Origin of the sequence: Methyloglobulus sp. (assembly GCF_046714055.1) — a bacterium.
Taxonomy (GTDB): Bacteria; Pseudomonadota; Gammaproteobacteria; order Methylococcales; family Methylomonadaceae; genus Methyloglobulus.
In genome coordinates this window covers 1-18,391 of the sequence record NZ_JBKKBJ010000084.1, presented here as the reverse complement: position 1 = coordinate 18,391, position 18,391 = coordinate 1, and the positions used below count along the sequence as shown (strand labels likewise).

The window sequence follows — 18,391 nt, the reverse complement described above, 5'->3', positions numbered from 1 at the left end:
AACCTAAATTAACATATTGAGGTGAACATGACCCAAGCCCGTAGAGCCGTAAAAAGTAAGCCCGTTTCAGGGTTTTTCCTTACCGCCGCTGTAATCGCGCTAGTGATTGCTTCCAATGGTTCCATTCCAATGTAGAGGCCTGGATGAAGGAGCTGTGCTGAATACGGGGCAAATATTGCCCTGATTACCTAAAGTTTTTTGTTGCGCCAGTTGTACCCCTCCTCGTGTAGATCGGATGTCGATTTGGTGCAAGGATGCACCTTTTTTTCAAGGGGTCATAAGACAAAGTTTACGCCTAACCCATTGTGAGAGGGACAGAAACTTTCGAGTTACCCAAAGTTTTTTGTTGTGCCCGTTGTACCCTCCTCGTGTACCTGACCGGATGTCGATTTGATGCAAGGATGCATCTTTTTTAAAAAGTTGTCATTTAAGCAAATTATCGTAATTACACAGATACATATAACTGATAACCATGGGTAACCAGGCCATCAATTTTTTAAAACTACCCAGACTGACTTGGTTTGTACTTTTCAAAAAAATTGCAACAGGAGAAACACGCCTTTCAATAATGGACGCACTTAGCCCTAGCAAATTATCAGGCACATGCTGAATGTTTTATTAGTTGAAAGTGATATTAATAATACATTGCTGGAAAACGCCCTAAAAAGCGATGGGGTTGATATTCTAAAAACCCAGTACAGCCCTTTATTTTTAGCGCTCGCCAAGGAATCCAGGCCTGATGTCATTATTTTTAATCTCGATACGCCCTCTGAAAAGCTAATCACCGATCTGCATACGCTCGATCTGCAATTACCGTTGCCGGTTATTGTATTCTCCAGCGATGGCAGCAGCGAAACCATTAATAAAGTCATTAAAGCCGAAGTTAGTGCTTTAATCGTTGACGGACTGTCCAGCCATCGCGTGAGCAGCATCATTCAGGTTGCCATCGCCAGGTTCAAGCAGCGACAGGCGCTGAAAGATGCCCTGGAAGTAGCGCGTACCCATCTCGAAGACAGAAAGCAGATAGATCGCGCCAAAGCGATCTTAATTAAAACACAGAATTTTACTGAAAACGAAGCGTATCACACGCTCAGAAAGTTGGCGATGGACAGAAATATTACCCTGGGTGAAATGGCCAGAAATGTTATTGCCATGTCTGAATTGCTTAAATAAAAATACCAACTACTCATGAAAACGTTTATCAAAGTCACTGAAATATGGATTCCTGACAAAGAGCGCACTCAGTTGGAGTTCGGCTCCGGTTTGTATGGTGCCTTGACCGACTTTAAAGCCGCCAGTGAACAGCAGCACTTCGCCTATGATGAAGGTTTGCCGGGCAAAGCCTGGGCCGCCGGTCATCCGATTGTGCTCACACGGTTTGAGCATTCCTTTTTTAAACGCACGGCAGCCGCCCATAAAGCAGGCTTGACCTGCGGGATAGCGCTACCGATTTTTTCCGGTGACTTCCTGTTGGCCGTTGTGGTGTTTTTTTGCGGTGATGACACAGAACATGCCGGAGCTATTGAAGTCTGGCGCAATGATCCTGCTGACGGAGATTCACTGCATGTCATGGATGGCTATTACGGGACACTGGAACATTTTGAAAACATCTCCAGACTAGCCAATATACCCAAGGGCCAGGGCATACCCGGCCTTGCCTGGGCAACGGGCATGCCTGTCTTGACGGAAGATATAGGAAAGGTCAATGAATATATCCGTTCTGCCGATGCGCAACAGGCAGGAATTACCACTGTTCTCGGCATTCCTGTTGTCAATAGCCGCGAGCAAAACTATGTGATGACATTCCTGTCTGCTAAAGCTACCCCAATAGCCAAACGTATCCAAATATGGATTCCCGACCAGCCAGGCAAGCGGCTGGTTTGTCGGCAAGGCTACAGTAAAAACAGCAATAACCTGGCTGAAATTTTTGAAACGATTAGCGTTAATAAAGGCGCGGGGGCATTAGGCCGAGTCTGGCTGACGGGTATGCCCATCATTACCGGAAACCAGGAGGAGTCTCAATACAATCCTGAACTGGATAACTTAAGCAGTATGCTGGCAATTCCCGTGATTGAGCAGGGTCGATTAAAAGCGATAGTCACTTTTTTATTTTAGCGTAGTTTTCCAATCCTTCGATTTTGAACTTGCAAACAGTCTTCGTGTAGTTACAGGGCCTAAGTTGGCTAATGAATGGCTTCCAGGCTAGCGCGTTATTTTTTCAAAATTTAGTTACGCTATACAACTTTTCTATCTAAATGCCACGAATTACATCAATACCTTAACTACCAGACGTGCTTTTTTGGTGCAAAAACCAACACTATTGCACATTAGTTGAGCAGAATATTAGATATTTTTAACGACTTGTTTGATGTAATTTTATGGAAACTCTTCGCCATATATTTATAACTTATTGTAATAGTTTATAAAAATAAAATATCAGGTTAAATATTTAAAACTTGGCATAGCTTCTGCTTCAATCCTCACTGAGACCCTAACGATGGGGTCTATCACTAAGCTCACAGTTGAGCAATCTGACAAAGACGTCGACTAAACAACAGGTGCTCTATTACTGGTACAGTTGTTTAAAGACGTTTTTTTTTGTTCAATATTTCTACTATAAGGACAAGTCACTAGTTATGAACCATCCTAGAAAATTCACACTGACCTGGTTGGCCAGGGCATTCTCAGCCGCTGCACTTGTTTCAACATTAGCTTTTACAACCCATGTTGGTGCCGCTGAAAAACTCGAGAAGGATAGCCTGAAATTCGGTTTCATCAAACTGACCGACATGGCGCCATTGGCGATTGCTTTTGAAAAAGGTTTTTTCGAGGAAGAAGGGCTCTCAGTCCAGCTTGAAGCGCAGGCCAATTGGAAAGTGTTACTGGATCGGGTGATCAGCGGCGAGCTGGATGGTGCCCACATGTTGGCGCCCTTACCCTTAGGCGCAGCCATAGGTTACGGCACTAAGGCGGATATTGTCAGCGCGTTCACCCTGACCTTGAACGGTGATGCGATCACCGTTTCCAACGATGTCTGGAAACAAATGAAACCGCAAGTCCCTATGGAAGGCAGCAAACCCGTACACCCCATCAAAGCGGATACTTTGAAACCCGTGCTGGAAAAATATAAAAGTGCAGGCAAGCCATTCAATATGGCGATGACCTTTCCGGTCGGCACACACAATTTTAAATTGCGTTACTGGCTCGCAGCCGGCGGCATTAACCCTGGTTTTTATGAACCCCCTAAAGATACATCCGGCCACATTAATGCCGAAGCGATGCTGTCAGTAACGCCCCCGCCACAAATGCCTGCAACCATGGATTCAGGCACGGTCGTCGGCTACTGCGTGGGCGAACCCTGGAACCAGCAGGCCGTGTTTAAAGGCATAGGCGTTCCCGTCATCAGTGATATTGAACTGATGAAAAACAGTGTTGAAAAGATTTTCGGGGTGACCAAGGAGTTTGCCGATAAATACCCGAAAACCCATGTCGCGGTGATTAAAGCCTTGATCCGTGCTTCCATGTGGCTGGATGCCGAGGGCAACAAAAACCGCAATGAAGGCGTTGAGATGCTGTCGCAGAAACAATACGTGGGCGCTGATTATGAAGTGATCGCCAACAGTATGAACGGCACCTTCGAATACGAGAAAGGCGACAAACGTGACCTGCCTGATTTCAACGTGTTCTTCCGTCATTACGGCTCTTACCCTTATTACAGCGATGCGGTTTGGAATTTAACCCAAATGCGCCGCTGGGGCATGATTAACGAAGAAAAACCGGATTCCTGGTACATGGACATTGCCAAAAAAGTGTACCGTCCAGACGTGTATATGGCCGCTGCCAAGGCATTGATAGCGGAAGGCAAGGCCAAGGCCAGCGATTTTCCGCCTGACAGTGAAAGTGGTTTCAAGGCAGTGCCCGCTAGCGACTTTATTGATGGCATTGCATATGACGGGACTAAGCCTAACGACTACCTCAGTAAATTTGCTATCGGCTTGAAAGGCAAGCAGAAAGTGACAAGCGGAAAAATTGTCGATTAGCTGATTTGATCGGATTTTTAGGGTAACCCATAAACGATTTAGTTCCTTCTCCCTTGAGGGAGAAGGCTAGGATCAGGGGAATTTTAAAAGCGTTTTTCCTTTTTTATCCCCTCACCCCGACCCTCTCCCCTGGGAGAGGGTACTTTTAGAGATTAACCAAAGTTTATGTTGTACCGTTGTGTGTGCCACGCCTCGTGTAGACCCGGATAACCAAGTTAAGTGCAGGGACGCACCTTTTTTCAAAAGGGCCGTGGCGTAAACAGATTATCGAAATATCGTATATATAAGGTGATAACCATGAGTAACCAACTCATCAAATTTTTTAATCTAACCGGACTGACCTGGTTTGTCCCCTTGGTAAAAATAGCGGCAGGTGAAAACCCTGCGATGCAAATCCGGCAATTGTTTTTAGTCATGGGTGTACCCATTATTGCCATCCTGTTTTTTTTGGGGTTCTGGAGTTTTTCCGCAGCCAAGGTTAACACCAGCCTGGGTACGATACCTGGGCCTAGCGCCGTTTGGGATGAAGCGATAGGGCTATTAGATGAACATCACGCCGAAAAAAACAAACAAGCTGAGTATTATGTGCGCCAGCAAGTACGCATCCAAAAGGAAAAAACAGAAAATCCTGACGCTGAAATCAGAATCCGACCCTACAACGGCAGTGCGACTTACATAGACAAAATCTGGACTAGTTTGTACACCGTATTTACAGGCTTTGTCTTGGCTACGCTGATAGCAGTCCCGCTTGGCCTCTTATGCGGCATGAGCCCAGTCATTAACACAGCTATCAACCCCTTGATCCAGATATTCAAACCGGTTTCGCCACTGGCTTGGCTACCGATTGTCACATTAGTGGTCAGCGCTGCGTATGTCACTAATGATGACTCCTGGTTTGAAAAATCGTTTATCACCTCGGCTATTACGGTGACCTTATGCTCACTCTGGCCGACCTTGATAAACACGGCGGTAGGTGTTTCGTCGATTGATAAGGATTTGGTCAATGTTGGCAAAGTGCTGCGCCTGAACTGGAATACGCAAGTCAGGAAAATCATCATTCCATCCGCCATGCCTTTTATCTTTACGGGCATGCGCCTGTCCCTGGGCGTGGGCTGGATGGTCTTGATTGCCGCTGAAATGCTCGCGCAAAACCCAGGCCTTGGTAAATTCGTCTGGGATGAGTTTCAAAACGGCAGTTCCAATTCCTTGGGCCGTATCATGGTGGCTGTTTTCACGATCGGCATTATTGGTTTTATTCTCGACCGTATCATGCAAACACTGCAAAAAATCTTTTCTTTTGGCAGGGAACTGTAACCAGGGGGCAATGATGAACTTAGCCATGAACACCATTGAATCTACTGAAATCAACAAGCCCTCCACTGTGGTTGCTTTTACTGGGAGCAGCCCTAAAACACTTACGATAGGTCGAACCGACGAGTTGGTTGATACTTTCTTGTTGGAACTGAAAAACGTCTGTAAATCCTATGGTGAAGGTAAAACTAAAACCTCGGTTCTGGACAAAATTAACTTACGGATAAAAACGGGTGAATTCATCGCTATCGTCGGCTTTTCAGGGAGCGGAAAAACAACGCTGATTTCTACCATCGCGGGCCTGATTCAGGCCGACAGCGGTACTGTGTTGAAACAAGGTAAGACCATCAACACGCCAGGCCCCGATCGTGGTGTGGTGTTTCAAAACTACTCATTGATGCCTTGGCTAACTGTTTTTGATAACGTGGCGCTGGCGGTCGATGAAATATTTAAGGACTGGCCTGCTGCACGACGTAAAGCCCATACCGAAAAGTACGTGAAAATGGTTAACCTTGGCGCGGCAAGAGACAAGAAACCCGCTGAGTTATCTGGCGGTATGCGGCAGCGGGTGAATGTCGCCAGGGCGCTGGCGGCCAACCCGGATATTTTGCTGCTGGATGAGCCGCTCAGCGCCCTGGATGCCTTGACCCGTGGAATGCTGCAAGATGAAATCCTGCAAATTTGGGAACAGGAAAAGAAAACCGTCATTATGATCACCAATGATGTCGATGAAGCCATCTATATGGCGGATCGTGTGATTCCGCTTAATCCTGGCCCCAATGCCACACTGGGGCCGGATTTTATTGTTGACATCGAACGCCCTAGAAACAGGACGGAGTTAAACCATAACGAGGCTTTCAAAAAATGCCGTACCGACATAACACAGTATTTGATGGCTATCGGCATGGAAAAAGCCCGCACTGAGGAACAAGGACAAACAATTCTGCCTAATGTGCGGCCCAATACCAGCAATGACTGGGAGTTGGATCGCTCTGCCCTGAAACCGGCCAAGGAGGATGCAGGGCGGCCTAAATTCCGATACCTGGAGTTTTCACAGATCAGCAAAACTTATCCTACCCCAGATGGCAACAGCACCGTAAAAGTAATCGATGGTTTTGACCTGAGAGTTAAAAAAGGAGAATTCATCTCGATTATCGGCCACTCCGGCTGTGGAAAATCAACAGCCTTATCAATGGCGGCAGGATTAATTCCGATCTCTGAAGGCGCTATTTTCCTCGACAACCGAGAAGTTGATGGTGCTGGCCCCGATCGCGGCGTGGTCTTTCAGGCACCCAGCCTGTTTCCCTGGCTGACGGCATTTGAAAACGTCATGTTAGGGGTTGATAAAGTCTATCCCCATGCCTCCCGATCAGAGCGGGAAGATATTGTTGAATATTACCTGACCCGCGTTGGCTTGGCCGATTCGCTGCAAAAAAAAGCGGGTTCCCTATCAAATGGGATGGGGCAACGGGTTGGGATTGCCCGCGCCTTCGCCTTATCGCCCAAGTTGCTGTTACTGGACGAACCTTTCGGGATGTTAGACTCGCTAACCCGTTGGGAATTACAGGAGGTATTGATGGAAGTGTGGGAGCGAACCCATGTGACCGCCCTTATCGTGACCCATGATGTCGATGAGGCCATCCTGTTAGCTGACCGCGTAATCATGATGACGAACGGGCCGCACGCAAAAATCGGCAAAATTGAAAATATCAGCTTGCCCAGGCCACGCACACGTAAAGCCCTGCTGAACCACCCTGATTATTACCGGTATCGGGAGAGCATTTTGCGGTTTTTGTCTGAATGTGGACATACTCATTAGCAGTTAATTTAAATCTATTATTAATCTATAACTTAACTAAATGGTTTGTGTAACCAATGGGATCCTTATGCCTAAATATCGAAAAATCGTACTTGCGGCCTCATTATTGTCGCTCGCCTTTGTCCATCATCCGGCATCTGCGGTTGGTGTCACCCAGTCTGTTGAAGATGCGCTTAATTTTTATCATTACGGCAAAAATGGCGCGGTAAAAATTGACCTGAATTACCGCTGGGAAAACGTTAATCAAGACAATGTTAATGATAACTCAAAGCCTCCACTCAAACCCAACCCTGCCACCGCCAACGGTAATACGGCTCGTTTACGTGCAGGTTTATTGTCCCCGGTATTTTATGGTATCCAAGGTTATGCGGAATTTGAGGGCAACCTTGCCATGCAGGAAGATTTCAATAGCACCCGTAATGGCAACACGGGATTTTCTATAATAGCTGATCCGGAAAAAACCGAACTCAACCAATTGTGGATCAGTTATGCCGGCATTCCGGACACGGTTATCAAGGGCGGTCGGCAACGCATCAAATTCGACGACGACCGTTATATCGGCAACGTCGGCTGGCGGCAAATGGAAACCACATTCGACTCGCTTCTCATCACCCACGCTAACCAACAGCTATTCGGCCTGGTGGTTAACGCTGGATTTATCGGCAACGTGCAAACCTTCACTGCCACCAACGAGAATATCGCTGCGCCTATCTTGCATGTCAACTACAAGGTTGGCGATTACGGCAACGCAATCGGCTATGGTTATTGGCTGGATTACACCGAGAAAGAATTTTTTGAAAAATCCAGCCAGACTTATGGCCTGCGCTTTACCAATTGGATGAAACCGGGAGACACCCTCAAATTGAGCGATAACTATGGCGTGGTTTACACCGCCGAATGGGCGCGTCAACTTGATTATGGCCACGGCAAAATAAATTATGAGGCAGACCGCATCAACCTGATGGGTGGTTTTACCGCCTATAACGTCACTTTCCAGGGCGCTATGGAACAACTTGACGGTAAGGGTATAAATAAAACCTTCGATACCCCATTGGGGACCAACCACGCCTTCCAAGGCTGGGCAGATTTATTTTTGATCACCCCTCCCGACGGTATACGTGACGTATTCGGAACTGTGCATGTTGCGCTGGATCGAGGTAATCTCATATTGACCGGGGTTTACCATGACTTTACGGATGACACGGGAAATATTCATTACGGCGATGAATGGAATTTTCAAGCGCTTTGGAAATTCGGCAAACATTATTCCGTACTGGCCAAATATGCTTATTACAATGCCGATAAATTCAATACGGATACCCAAAAGATCTGGTTGCAAGGCAATATCAGCTTTTAGAAACTGCCTTACTTGTGGCAAGCTACGAACTCAAATTGAGAGACTATAATGAGTCGGCTTGCAACGCAATTGCTTCGGATTTTGGTTAGAGAAGGTTTGGTTAAATCACCCCCGGCAAAATCGGGGGCTTATTATTGTTAACCCCTCAAAGGGGCCTATTCATGAATCGCCTAAAAACGATCATCTTTTCCAAAAGCTTAACTGCTCATAGCGTTCATCTTCGCTTTCTTGTTCCCTGATATAATTAACCCTATCCTCATACAGCCCGACTGTGGATACAAAATAGCCGCTCGCCTTTTGGGAGAACGCTTATCTCGCCACAGATGGTGATAACTCACTAATTTTACTTCGTGTCCTTCGTGACCTTCGTGGTGAAATGCTCTTTTTAGGATAAAAGATGTGTAGATACCTATACACGTGAAGGGGTAGCCCGATAACCTGTGTTGGCATAACGCTTACGGCAGGGCTTGGCCCGATGCATCAGGTGCTTATACAACTTGCCTCCAGCCGCAACAGGAAACGATAGGTTGTCATGGCTGACGCTTGGTTTTTTGGGGGCTTTTAAACGAGGCTGGACTCCAGTCTTCCTTGATTAGCGCCATGTGACGGCCTGTTTCATCCCATCGTTCAATTTGACCGTTTTAGGCTTGTCAATATGGCGTTGCCGGGTCTTGGTTTGTTGCCGGTAACAGTACCCACACTCGCCTTTATTTCGGCGCAATTCTCGGCTGACAGTGGATTTGTCCCTGCCCATGCTTTTGGCTATCTCATCAAGGGAAGTTTTTCTCTTGTCCATTTAGGTAGATATGGTATCTTTCTTCCTGGGTTAGATGGTTGAATGTTCTCATTGGACACCTCTTTAGTTTTCATGGTTATTTACTTACCACAGGTTATCGAATTCAAACATTGGTTGAATTCCACTAACAAGCTATAAAATCAAGGCTTTTATAAGGAGGCAAGAAAGTTTTCGGGGGGTATGCTGTCTTTGCCTGCAACTTGTAAATAGCCATGTTAGTTTTTTGTTTTGGTAGACGGAAACCACACCATCTGCCGCTTTTACGAGGTGTTGCATTTATTATATGAATTCAAGACCTTTATCGAAATCGTTTATTGCAATTCTTTCACGACAATACGGGGTTTACCGAGTTATTTGCGGATAAAGTTTTAAAGATAATAAACACATGAACATAAAAGACAGTAACGGAACCCCACTTAATGACGGCGATTCTGTGCAATTCATTAAAGATTTAAAGGTAAAAGGAACTTCAGTTACCCTTAGACGCGGAACGGTCATCAAGAATATCCGTCTCACGGATGATGAAGAGGTCATTGAATGCAATGCTGATAAGGTTAAAGGCTTGGTGCTCAAAACCTGTTTTTTGAAGAAAGTTTCCTAAATCTGGATTGTGGCTTTTTGTAACTTGATGTTTACTTAACATGCAAATCCAACAAGCGCTGCAAAAAATATTAAATAAGCAAAACCTCACCGCTGCCGAAATGCGCGATGTGATTCATATTATCATGAGCGGTGGTGCGACCGATGCACAGATTGCCGGATTTCTAATTGCTTTGCGTTGTAAAGGCGAAACCGTAGATGAAATTGCCGCCGCCGCTGAGGTGATGCGCGAATTGGCCAGCAAAGTACCGATAACAGGCGAGCATCTTGTCGATACCTGCGGTACCGGCGGTGATGGTGCGAATACGTTCAACATCTCTACCACCTGCGCTTTTGTGGTTGCCGCTGCGGGTGGGCAGGTTGCCAAACACGGCAACCGTTCGGTATCAAGCATCTGCGGTAGCGCCGATGTGCTGGAAGCGGCGGGTGTCAATCTGGATTTATCCGCTGAACACGTGGCGCAATGCGTGAATGACATCGGCGTAGGTTTTTTATTCGCACCCAAACATCATGGTGCGATGAAACACACCATCAACGTGCGTAAGGAAATGGGCGTACAGACCCTGTTTAACCTGCTCGGTCCCCTATCAAACCCTGCATCCGCGCCTAATCAGCTAATCGGTGTTTTTTCTAAAGACTGGGTAGAGCCATTGGCGCAGGTATTGAGAAAACTCGGTAGCCAGCATGTGTTGGTGGTGAGTGCCGAGGATGGATTGGATGAGATAAGTATTTCTTCACCCACACACGTTGCCGAACTGAAAGACGGCGTGGTCTCGACCTACAGCGTAACGCCTGAACAATTTGGTTTTCAGCGGGCAAGTTTGGCTAACCTGTCAGTCGATAGCGCAACAGCAAGCCTGAAAATGGTAAAATCAGCGCTGGACAACCAGCCAGGAGCAGCCAGGGACATCGTTCTGTTGAATGCTGGTGCGGCAATTTATGCGGCCAATATTACCGACACTTTGGCGAACGGAATTGAAAAAGCCAGGCAAGCGCTTGCCAGTGGTGCAGCCCTAGCCAAGCTGGATGCCCTGATTGCCTATTCGAAAACTTCATCATGCGGACAACCATGACCGACACCCCAGATATTTTAAAAAAAATCCTCGATAAAAAAGTCGAAGAGGTCGCCAATCGCAAACAGCGCATGAGCATTGCCGATCTGGAAGATATTGCCCAGGGGGTTGAAAAGCCGCGTGGATTTTATCAGGCGTTGCAGCATAAAGTCAGTGCAAAAAAAACCGCAATTATTGCCGAAATCAAAAAAGCATCACCCAGCCAAGGTGTGATTCGGGAACATTTTGAGCCAATTACAATTGGTCTGGATTATGCCATGAACGGCGCAACCTGTTTGTCCGTGTTGACGGATAAGGAATTCTTTCAAGGTGCGGAAGCTTATTTGCAGATGGTCAGGGAACGTTGCCCGTTGCCGGTAATAAGAAAAGATTTTATGATAGACCCTTATCAGGTTTATGAAGCCCGCGCTCTGGGTGCGGACTGCATTTTGCTGATTGTCGCTGCCTTGGGTGACCAGCAAATGCACGAATTGTCCGACACTGCGACAAAGTTAGGTATGGACGTTTTAGTCGAAGTCCACGATGCCGATGAATTACAACGGGCGTTAATACTGGACACCAAGCTGGTCGGCATCAACAACCGTAATCTACGCACCTTTGAAACGTCTTTGCAGACCACGCTGGAGCTAAAGTCGCAAATCCCCGCTGATCGAATTGTCATCACCGAAAGCGGCATCCATACCCCAGAAGATGTGCAGATCATGCTGGATAACAGCATTTACGCCTTTTTAGTCGGCGAAGCCTTTATGCGTGCGGAAAGTCCAGGCCAAAAAATGCGTGAGTTGTTTGCGCTATAATTTACTTTCAATGCCTAAAGATAATCAATCAGTGAATTAGGGGTAACTTCGTCTATACATGCACACAAATCCCATTGGCGTTTTTGATTCAGGCGTGGGCGGCCTTTCGGTGCTACGGGAGATTCGTAAGTTGTTACCGCATGAAAATCTCCTTTATGTTGCCGATTCAGCCCATGCACCGTATGGCGATAAAACCAAAGAATTCATTCTGGAGAGGTCAACTGCCATTGTTGATTTTTTTCTCAACCAACACGTCAAAGCGATTGTGGTGGCTTGTAACACTGCCACCGGTGCGGCGGTAAAGGAGTTGCGTCCGAACTACACTTTGCCAATGATAGCCATGGAACCCGCCGTCAAGCCCGCCTCAGAAAGAACCCAAACCGGCATTATCGGCGTGTTGGCGACCAGCAAGACCTTATCCAGCAACAATTTCCAGGTTTTGTTTGCACGTTTTGCCGATCAGGTAAAAATACTTCCTCAGGCTTGTCCGGGGTTGGTCGAACAGGTCGAGTGTGGCGACCTTGCCAGTGATAAGACTCGCGCATTGATTGCCCAGTATGTCCGTCCCCTAATGGCGCAGAATGTTGACTTTATCGTTTTAGGTTGCACCCATTACCCTTTTTTAGCGCCGGTAATTCAGGAAATAGCCGGGGCTTCAATTGCGGTTATCGATTCCGGCTCTGCTATAGCCCGCGAGCTTAAATCTCGGCTGGAGAAAACAAAAATATTATCCGACCGGCATAATCCAGGCTCAGTACAATTTTGGAGCAGCGACGAAACCGGCAAAGCCAAACGGGTCATTTCGCAACTCTGGGGAACTGATGTTGAGGTGGGAAATATGCCGGAACGTGTTCTGGCGTAACATGTAATCATAAAAAAGCCCCGTTAACCAACCCACAAACTGAAAGCCTAGGCCAGGGGCTTGTTGACATTTTAGCGGTACAGATCTTAACCCTGCACCATTCAATGCTAATCTAGAACAAAACTGATTTTCATATTAACGCAGTACTCAACAATCTTTCCGTCATTAATGAGGTGAAAGATGAGTTCAATAAGTATACAAACTAGCGTCTGCCTGACACTTCGTTACCGATCAATGAACCCGCAGCCGCGCCTACACCCGTGGCTAACGGATGACCATTACCCAGTTCATAACCTAACACACTGCCGACAACGCCCCCTGCCAAACCTTGATGGGAGCGTCCATCCCGGTAGCTGGGAGGTGGCGGCTGTTGGCCGTAATATTGCCCGGGCGGTGCATAGCGCTCGCCATGATGATGCTTGTGGTGCTTACCCCAGCCACGCTTATGACCCCTGTCATTGCCACCCGATGCGTAGGAAACATTGGCGCAAAGCATAACCAATGCCGTGATTTGACTTAATAAAATTAATTTTTTCATCTCTCCCTTACCTGTAACGTTGATTGTTAAACCCGGCAAAATCTAGCTTGCCCATTATTGCGCTTGCATCATAAACGGATCGAACTTAACGATCACTTAACCTATGAATGCACTTAAAAATTTATTTTTCAAACTGTTATACCTTAAATCACCCGATCAAACGATGCCTTAAAGTCAGGCTAATCTTGTAACAATCATAGCGTATAATGGGAATTTTGATACCCGCTTTACCTCAAACAATGTTGAGATCACAGCCCACCGATTTTTACCATATGCACAATAGGTAATTAAAACAATATATTGAAAAAACCATAATACTTGCCAGCATTTTTTAATTCCCGACATACCGATCTAAATGAACAATTTCATCCCCGGACAACGCTGGATCAGCAGCAATGAATCTGAGCTTGGTTTAGGCCTCATTCTTGAAGTCGCTTACAAGCGAGTTACCGTGCTGTTTTTGGCAAGCAATGAAAAGCGTATTTACGCCAGTGATAACGCGCCCTTAACCCGCGTCAGGTTTGCGGTCGGCGATATTATCGAGTCTGTTGATGAAGAAAAAATCACAGTCATCAACTTGATTGAAGAAAACGGGCTGATTACTTACGTAGGCAAAGACCACTCCGGCCTGGGAATCTACCTGGAAGAAATCGAACTGAATCATAACATTCAATTCAATAAACCGCAGGATCGGCTGTTTACTGGGCAAATTGACCCTAACACCTGGTTTTTATTGCGTTACCAAACCTGGCAATACCAAAAGCAGCACCAACAATCTCCCGTAAAAGGGCTGCTGGGCGCACGGACTTCCCTTATCCAACATCAGCTCTACATTGCCCACGAAGCGGCCAGCCGAGCAGCGCCAAGAATTATGCTGGCTGATGAAGTGGGCTTGGGTAAGACGATTGAAGCCGGGTTGATTATCCACCAACGGCTCATTAATGGCTTGAGTCACCGTATCCTGATTATTGTCCCGGAAAGCTTGTTACACCAATGGCTGGTCGAAATGCTAAGGCGCTTCAATCTGCGCTTTAGTATTTTCGATGAAGCACGCTGCTTTGAAGAATCCGGCGATGACGGTTTTGATGCGGAAGAGGATAGTCAGCACAGTTCCCAACGCATCAATCCGTTTGCCAACGAGCAATGTATCTTGTGCAGCCAGGAGTTTTTTTCTGGACACCCGCATCGCCAAAGGCAGGCGCTGGAAGTGGACTGGGATATGGTGATTGTCGATGAGGCCCATCATCTTGAGTGGAATCAAAAAGCCGCAAGCCCTGAATACCGGTTTGTTGAACAATTGGGCTTGCGTTCCCCTAGCCTGATTTTGTTGACGGCGACACCGGAACAATTGGGCCAGGAAAGCCATTTTGCCCGCTTAAGGTTGCTGGATGCCGACCGGTTTTACAGTTTTTCCGCTTTTGTTGAAGAAGAACAGCTTTTTGAACCCGTCGCCGAGGCTGCGAAATTACTGTTAAGCGACCAGCTTTTGACTACTGATGTCCAACAACAGCTAGCCCACCTACTTAAAGAAGATAACGTCGCGCCCCTGTTAACAAACCTGAATGATCCCAAAGAATCTGCTACTGCAAGGGATGCCTTATTGAAAATCCTGGTCGATCATCATGGCACAGGCCGGATTTTGTTCAGGAATTCACGCCAAACCGTACGCGGTTTCCCTGACCGCAAACGCCATGCTTACCCCTTAACAGGACAACAGGACGATGCTGATTGGGAGAATGATCCGCGTTATATCTGGTTAGTGGAAAAAATCCGGCAACTTTCCGACCAAAAAGCCTTGCTAATTACCAAACACGCGCAAACTGCCATCACGTTGGAGCAGACCTTAAAAAACCGTGCTGGTATTGCTGCCGCCGTTTTTCATGAAGGCATGTCGATTATCGAGCGCGACCGTGCCGCCGCCTATTTCGCCGACCAGGACAGTTCGGCGCGGCTGTTGATTTGCTCGGAAATCGGCAGCGAGGGCCGCAATTTTCAGTTTGCCCATCATTTAATCCTGTTTGATTTACCGGACAATCCCGATTTGCTGCAACAACGCATCGGGCGGCTAGACCGCATCGGGCAAAAGGAAACCATCCAGATTCACATTCCGTATCTTGAAAATACCGGGCAAGCGGCCTTGTACCAATGGTATGACGAGGGCTTGGATGCCTTTCACAGTAACAGCTCGGCAGCTACGCGGGTTGCCGAAATCCTGCATGATGAATTATTGGCAGTTGTAGCAACACCGAACCCCCAAGCTATTGCTGAATTAATCCATAAAACACAACAGCTTAATATTGAAATTGAAACACAATTACAAAATGGCCGCGACCTACTTCTGGAATTGAATTCCTGCCGCAAGGAGGTCGCCATAGCCTTGATCGACCAGGTTAATGTCCTGGAAAAGCAGGGAACGCTCTGGCAATTCCTTGAAGAAATTTTCGAGTGTTATGGTGTTGAAACTGAATTCCATTCGCCGGACTGCTTTATCATAACCCCCGGCGACCATCTTCGGGTCTCACATTTTCCAGGCATGCAGGAGGGCGGCATTACCGTGACCGTAAACCGCCAAATTGCCCTGGCACGGGAAGATATGCAGTTTTATACCTGGGAACACCCCACAGTGACCGTAGCCATGGATCTGGTGCTATCCAGTGAAACCGGCAATGCGGCTATCAGTGTCGTGCGGAACAACGACCTGAAGTCCGGCCAATTTTTGCTGGAGTGCCTGTTTATCGTTGAATGCAGCGCACCTGCCCAGTTACAGATAGGCCGATTCCTTCCTGCGACACCCATCCGAATCCTCATCGACCAGAATTTGCAGGATCAAACAATAGCGATAGAACACCGTAGCCTAATCGAAAACCGGATGTCTTTCGACCAACAACAGATTGTGGAATTCATCAACAACCAGCGCCAGCATATTACCAACATGCTCAATCTCGCCGAACAAAGCGCCAAAACCGAGATGCAATTACTGGTGAACGAAGCCACCAAAACCATGCTGGAATCGCTGACGGCTGAAATCAAGCGGCTGGTGCGGCTCAAAAAAGTCAATCCATCCATCAAGGCCGAGGAAATTGAATATCTTAAGGATATGACTTTGTTGGCGCATGAACATATTCAGGCCGCGCAGATTAGGTTGGATGCGGTTAGGTTTTTAATTACTAGTTGATACTGTTTTATTTATTGTGTGTCTGTGTCGCTACGCGACGATTGTTTTAATCGGGTTCTCGCACCCGGCTCGGTTAGGTTTGCGTTAGCTGTATATCCTTTTCCACAAAATTAGGTTTTTTGGCTATGCCTCATAAATTTAACGACTTGACGCTTTGCTGGCTCTACAAGTTTCGCTCTTTAGAAGAAAAAGAGATTGACTATGTTGAAAGGATATTCACGCACGGTGAAATTTACTTCTCTCCAATCTCAGAGTTTAACGATCCATTTGATTGCCATCCATGTTACGAATGGAAGGGATCGGATGAGGAAATTAGAACATTTACAAAAGGGTTCTTCCAAAGAAACGCTCCCTATCTTGAGAATGATGCCCTTAACTTCAATATTGAATCCGCAGTTGATTTGCTGAGTAAACCAGAAAAATATCGAAAAAACCATGCCAAATGCAGAGGCATATCTACGGTATGAGCTAAATAAACTCGGTGTCTGCTGCTTTAGCGAAGATTGGTCAAATATTTTGATGTGGTCTCACTATGCTGCAAAACATTCTGGAATTTGTCTGAGGTTTAGAGCAAAGTCAGACACTCCATTTTTTGGTAGAGCGCAGCGCGTTGTGTATAGGACGGAATATCCGGTACTCAACCCGTTAAGGCATTCTGTATCCAAGAACGTGGAAACTATGCTACACAAGGGAAAATTTTGGTGCTGTGAGAAAGAATGGCGAATCATTGAGTACAACAAGGATTATGGAATACAGTATTTCCCATTAGATTTGTTGGATTCAGTTATTTTAGGCATGTGTATTTCCGAGCCTCACGAACAACAAGTTCGTTCTTGGGTTGCTCAAATGAAGCATAAGCCTTCGGTTGTCAAAGTTGCTCCAACCGAAAATAGTTGTTGACTTAGGCTCGTGTAAATATCAAACAGTTTGGTAGGGTACTTTATTTTATAAACTAAACATCCCATATGTTGGGTATTTGTAGGTTGGCGGTGAGGTACGAACCCCAACGCTTTGGGTCACACCTTGCTGGGGTTCGTGCCTCACCCACAACCTTGTATGGTTAATTTTAAGGACTATTGCCGGTAAATTCGATAAGCTTTAACCGTTCATTGGGAGGCCGACCCAACCTGAGGACTGGTTATAAACCAGAGCCTGTGGCGTAGAATGGCCCCCGCCCTATTCACCCATGCCGTGGAGTATCCGAGGCCTGGAGACTGCATACACAAGGATGGCAGGTGCATGTGCAGGGTCGGGGACTGATGGATAGTTTACTTTCCATCAACCCACTTTACAATGAAACATGACTAACGGCCAACTTAAAGAAACCTCTTCGACATCAACACCGCGCCTCTTCGCAGGTATCGATGTCGGCTCAGAAAATCTAGTTCTGGTCGTCCGCAAGGACGGCAAGCCATCCGATCCGCAGAAGTACGCCAATACGCGTGCCGACCACGCCCGGATGATCAAGAAACTGGGCAAATCAACTGGCATCGTCGTCTGTATTGAAGCTACTGGCATTTATCATTTTGATTTGGCTGTCGCTTTGTATGATGCCCGCATAAAGGTCATGGTGATCAATCCCAAAGTCTCACACAACTTTGCCAAGGTATTGCTGAAAAACAGCAAAACAGACGGGGTCGACGCCAATACCTTGGCCGTGTATGCCGAGCGCATGGGTTTCGTCGCCTGGACGCGCCCGGCCAACGAAAAGATTGCCTTACGCTGCTTCTCCCGTCGTATTGACGCGTTAACCAACCAGAAAGCCGCTGCCAAAAATCATTTGCCTGCATCAAGCGCCACCGAGGAAACGCCGAAAGCCGTGATGCGGGATGCTCAGCTAGCTATCGCCCAACTGGAGAAGCGTATTGACAGCTTAACCGCTGAAGCACTGGCCTTGATTGGCCAATATCCCGAACTCAAACGGGCACTGGCGTTGCTGACCGGCATCAAGGGCATCGCCGAAACCAGCGCCATTGCGCTCATGGGCGAACTCCTGTTGCTGCCGCCAGGCCTGTCGCATCGG

General features: G+C 46.9%; 16 protein-coding genes and 1 pseudogene. 14 read left to right on the top strand and 3 right to left on the bottom strand.

Translation table 11 applies throughout. The features are described from left to right. The first annotated feature begins 603 nt into the window (after nt 1-603). From ACLQ6D_RS05185 to ACLQ6D_RS05160, 6 genes are all read left to right on the top strand, one after another. The gene (locus ACLQ6D_RS05185; protein ID WP_411726222.1) at nt 604-1,173 is read left to right on the top strand and encodes an ANTAR domain-containing response regulator; all 570 of its coding nucleotides are present in this window, start codon (nt 604-606) and stop codon (nt 1,171-1,173) included. 15 nt (nt 1,174-1,188) lie between these two features. Further along, on the top strand, nt 1,189-2,115 hold the full coding sequence (locus ACLQ6D_RS05180; RefSeq protein ID WP_411726221.1) for a GAF domain-containing protein: 927 nt from the start codon (nt 1,189-1,191) through the stop codon (nt 2,113-2,115). A gap of 521 nt (nt 2,116-2,636) precedes the next feature. Then, nucleotides 2,637-4,040 (top strand): CmpA/NrtA family ABC transporter substrate-binding protein, encoded by a 1,404-nt coding sequence (locus tag ACLQ6D_RS05175; RefSeq protein WP_411726220.1) that lies wholly within the window; start codon nt 2,637-2,639, stop codon nt 4,038-4,040. Nucleotides 4,041-4,337: 297 nt separating this feature from the next. After that, nucleotides 4,338-5,354, top strand: a complete 1,017-nt coding sequence (locus tag ACLQ6D_RS05170) for an ABC transporter permease (RefSeq protein ID WP_411726219.1) — start codon at nt 4,338-4,340, stop codon at nt 5,352-5,354. Between the two features lie 25 nt (nt 5,355-5,379). Next, nucleotides 5,380-7,170: an ABC transporter ATP-binding protein gene (locus tag ACLQ6D_RS05165; protein WP_411726218.1), complete on the top strand. Its 1,791-nt coding sequence runs from the start codon at nt 5,380-5,382 to the stop codon at nt 7,168-7,170. A 67-nt stretch (nt 7,171-7,237) separates the two neighbouring features. Then, nucleotides 7,238-8,527, top strand: coding sequence for a hypothetical protein (locus tag ACLQ6D_RS05160; RefSeq protein WP_411726217.1), 1,290 nt, complete (start codon nt 7,238-7,240; stop codon nt 8,525-8,527). A 180-nt stretch (nt 8,528-8,707) separates the two neighbouring features. Here ACLQ6D_RS05160 and ACLQ6D_RS05155 read toward each other — a convergent pair. Together ACLQ6D_RS05155 and ACLQ6D_RS05150 are read right to left on the bottom strand one after the other, a co-directional pair. After that, nucleotides 8,708-8,821: pseudogene (locus ACLQ6D_RS05155) on the bottom strand (IS200/IS605 family transposase); the annotation flags it as partial. Nucleotides 8,822-9,119: 298 nt separating this feature from the next. Beyond that, a complete protein-coding gene (locus tag ACLQ6D_RS05150) occupies nt 9,120-9,323 on the bottom strand; it encodes a helix-turn-helix domain-containing protein (protein ID WP_411726216.1) in 204 nt (67 codons plus the stop codon). A gap of 385 nt (nt 9,324-9,708) precedes the next feature. Here ACLQ6D_RS05150 and ACLQ6D_RS05145 point away from each other — a divergent pair, with 385 nt between their 5' ends. The 4 genes from ACLQ6D_RS05145 to murI are packed head-to-tail and all read left to right on the top strand — an operon-like array spanning nt 9,709 to nt 12,655. Beyond that, complete coding sequence (locus ACLQ6D_RS05145) at nt 9,709-9,924, top strand: alkylphosphonate utilization protein (RefSeq protein WP_411726215.1); 216 nt, start codon at nt 9,709-9,711, stop codon at nt 9,922-9,924. Nucleotides 9,925-9,964: 40 nt separating this feature from the next. Beyond that, a complete protein-coding gene (gene trpD, locus ACLQ6D_RS05140) occupies nt 9,965-10,996 on the top strand; it encodes an anthranilate phosphoribosyltransferase (protein WP_411726214.1) in 1,032 nt (343 codons plus the stop codon). Further along, on the top strand, nt 10,993-11,793 hold the full coding sequence (gene trpC / locus ACLQ6D_RS05135) for an indole-3-glycerol phosphate synthase TrpC (protein WP_411726213.1): 801 nt from the start codon (nt 10,993-10,995) through the stop codon (nt 11,791-11,793). The genes trpD and trpC overlap by 4 nt, the downstream gene beginning before the upstream one ends. A gap of 58 nt (nt 11,794-11,851) precedes the next feature. Continuing rightward, entirely contained in the window at nt 11,852-12,655 is an 804-nt protein-coding gene (murI, locus tag ACLQ6D_RS05130) for a glutamate racemase (protein WP_411726212.1), read from the top strand. A gap of 202 nt (nt 12,656-12,857) precedes the next feature. Here murI and ACLQ6D_RS05125 read toward each other — a convergent pair whose 3' ends face one another. Further along, nucleotides 12,858-13,193: a glycine zipper 2TM domain-containing protein gene (locus ACLQ6D_RS05125; RefSeq protein WP_411726211.1), complete on the bottom strand. Its 336-nt coding sequence runs from the start codon at nt 13,191-13,193 to the stop codon at nt 12,858-12,860. 355 nt (nt 13,194-13,548) lie between these two features. On the opposite strand from ACLQ6D_RS05125, the gene rapA reads away from it, so the two are divergent. From rapA to ACLQ6D_RS05105, 4 genes are all read left to right on the top strand, one after another. Further along, entirely contained in the window at nt 13,549-16,368 is a 2,820-nt protein-coding gene (rapA, locus tag ACLQ6D_RS05120; RefSeq protein ID WP_411726210.1) for an RNA polymerase-associated protein RapA, read from the top strand. Between the two features lie 125 nt (nt 16,369-16,493). Next, nucleotides 16,494-16,835 (top strand): hypothetical protein, encoded by a 342-nt coding sequence (locus ACLQ6D_RS05115; protein ID WP_411726209.1) that lies wholly within the window; start codon nt 16,494-16,496, stop codon nt 16,833-16,835. Beyond that, on the top strand, nt 16,804-17,268 hold the full coding sequence (locus ACLQ6D_RS05110; protein WP_411726208.1) for a DUF2971 domain-containing protein: 465 nt from the start codon (nt 16,804-16,806) through the stop codon (nt 17,266-17,268). Before ACLQ6D_RS05115 ends, ACLQ6D_RS05110 begins: the two co-directional genes overlap by 32 nt. A gap of 400 nt (nt 17,269-17,668) precedes the next feature. Continuing rightward, the coding region (locus ACLQ6D_RS05105; protein ID WP_411726207.1) for an IS110 family transposase at nt 17,669-18,391 on the top strand (723 nt) is incomplete at its 3' end.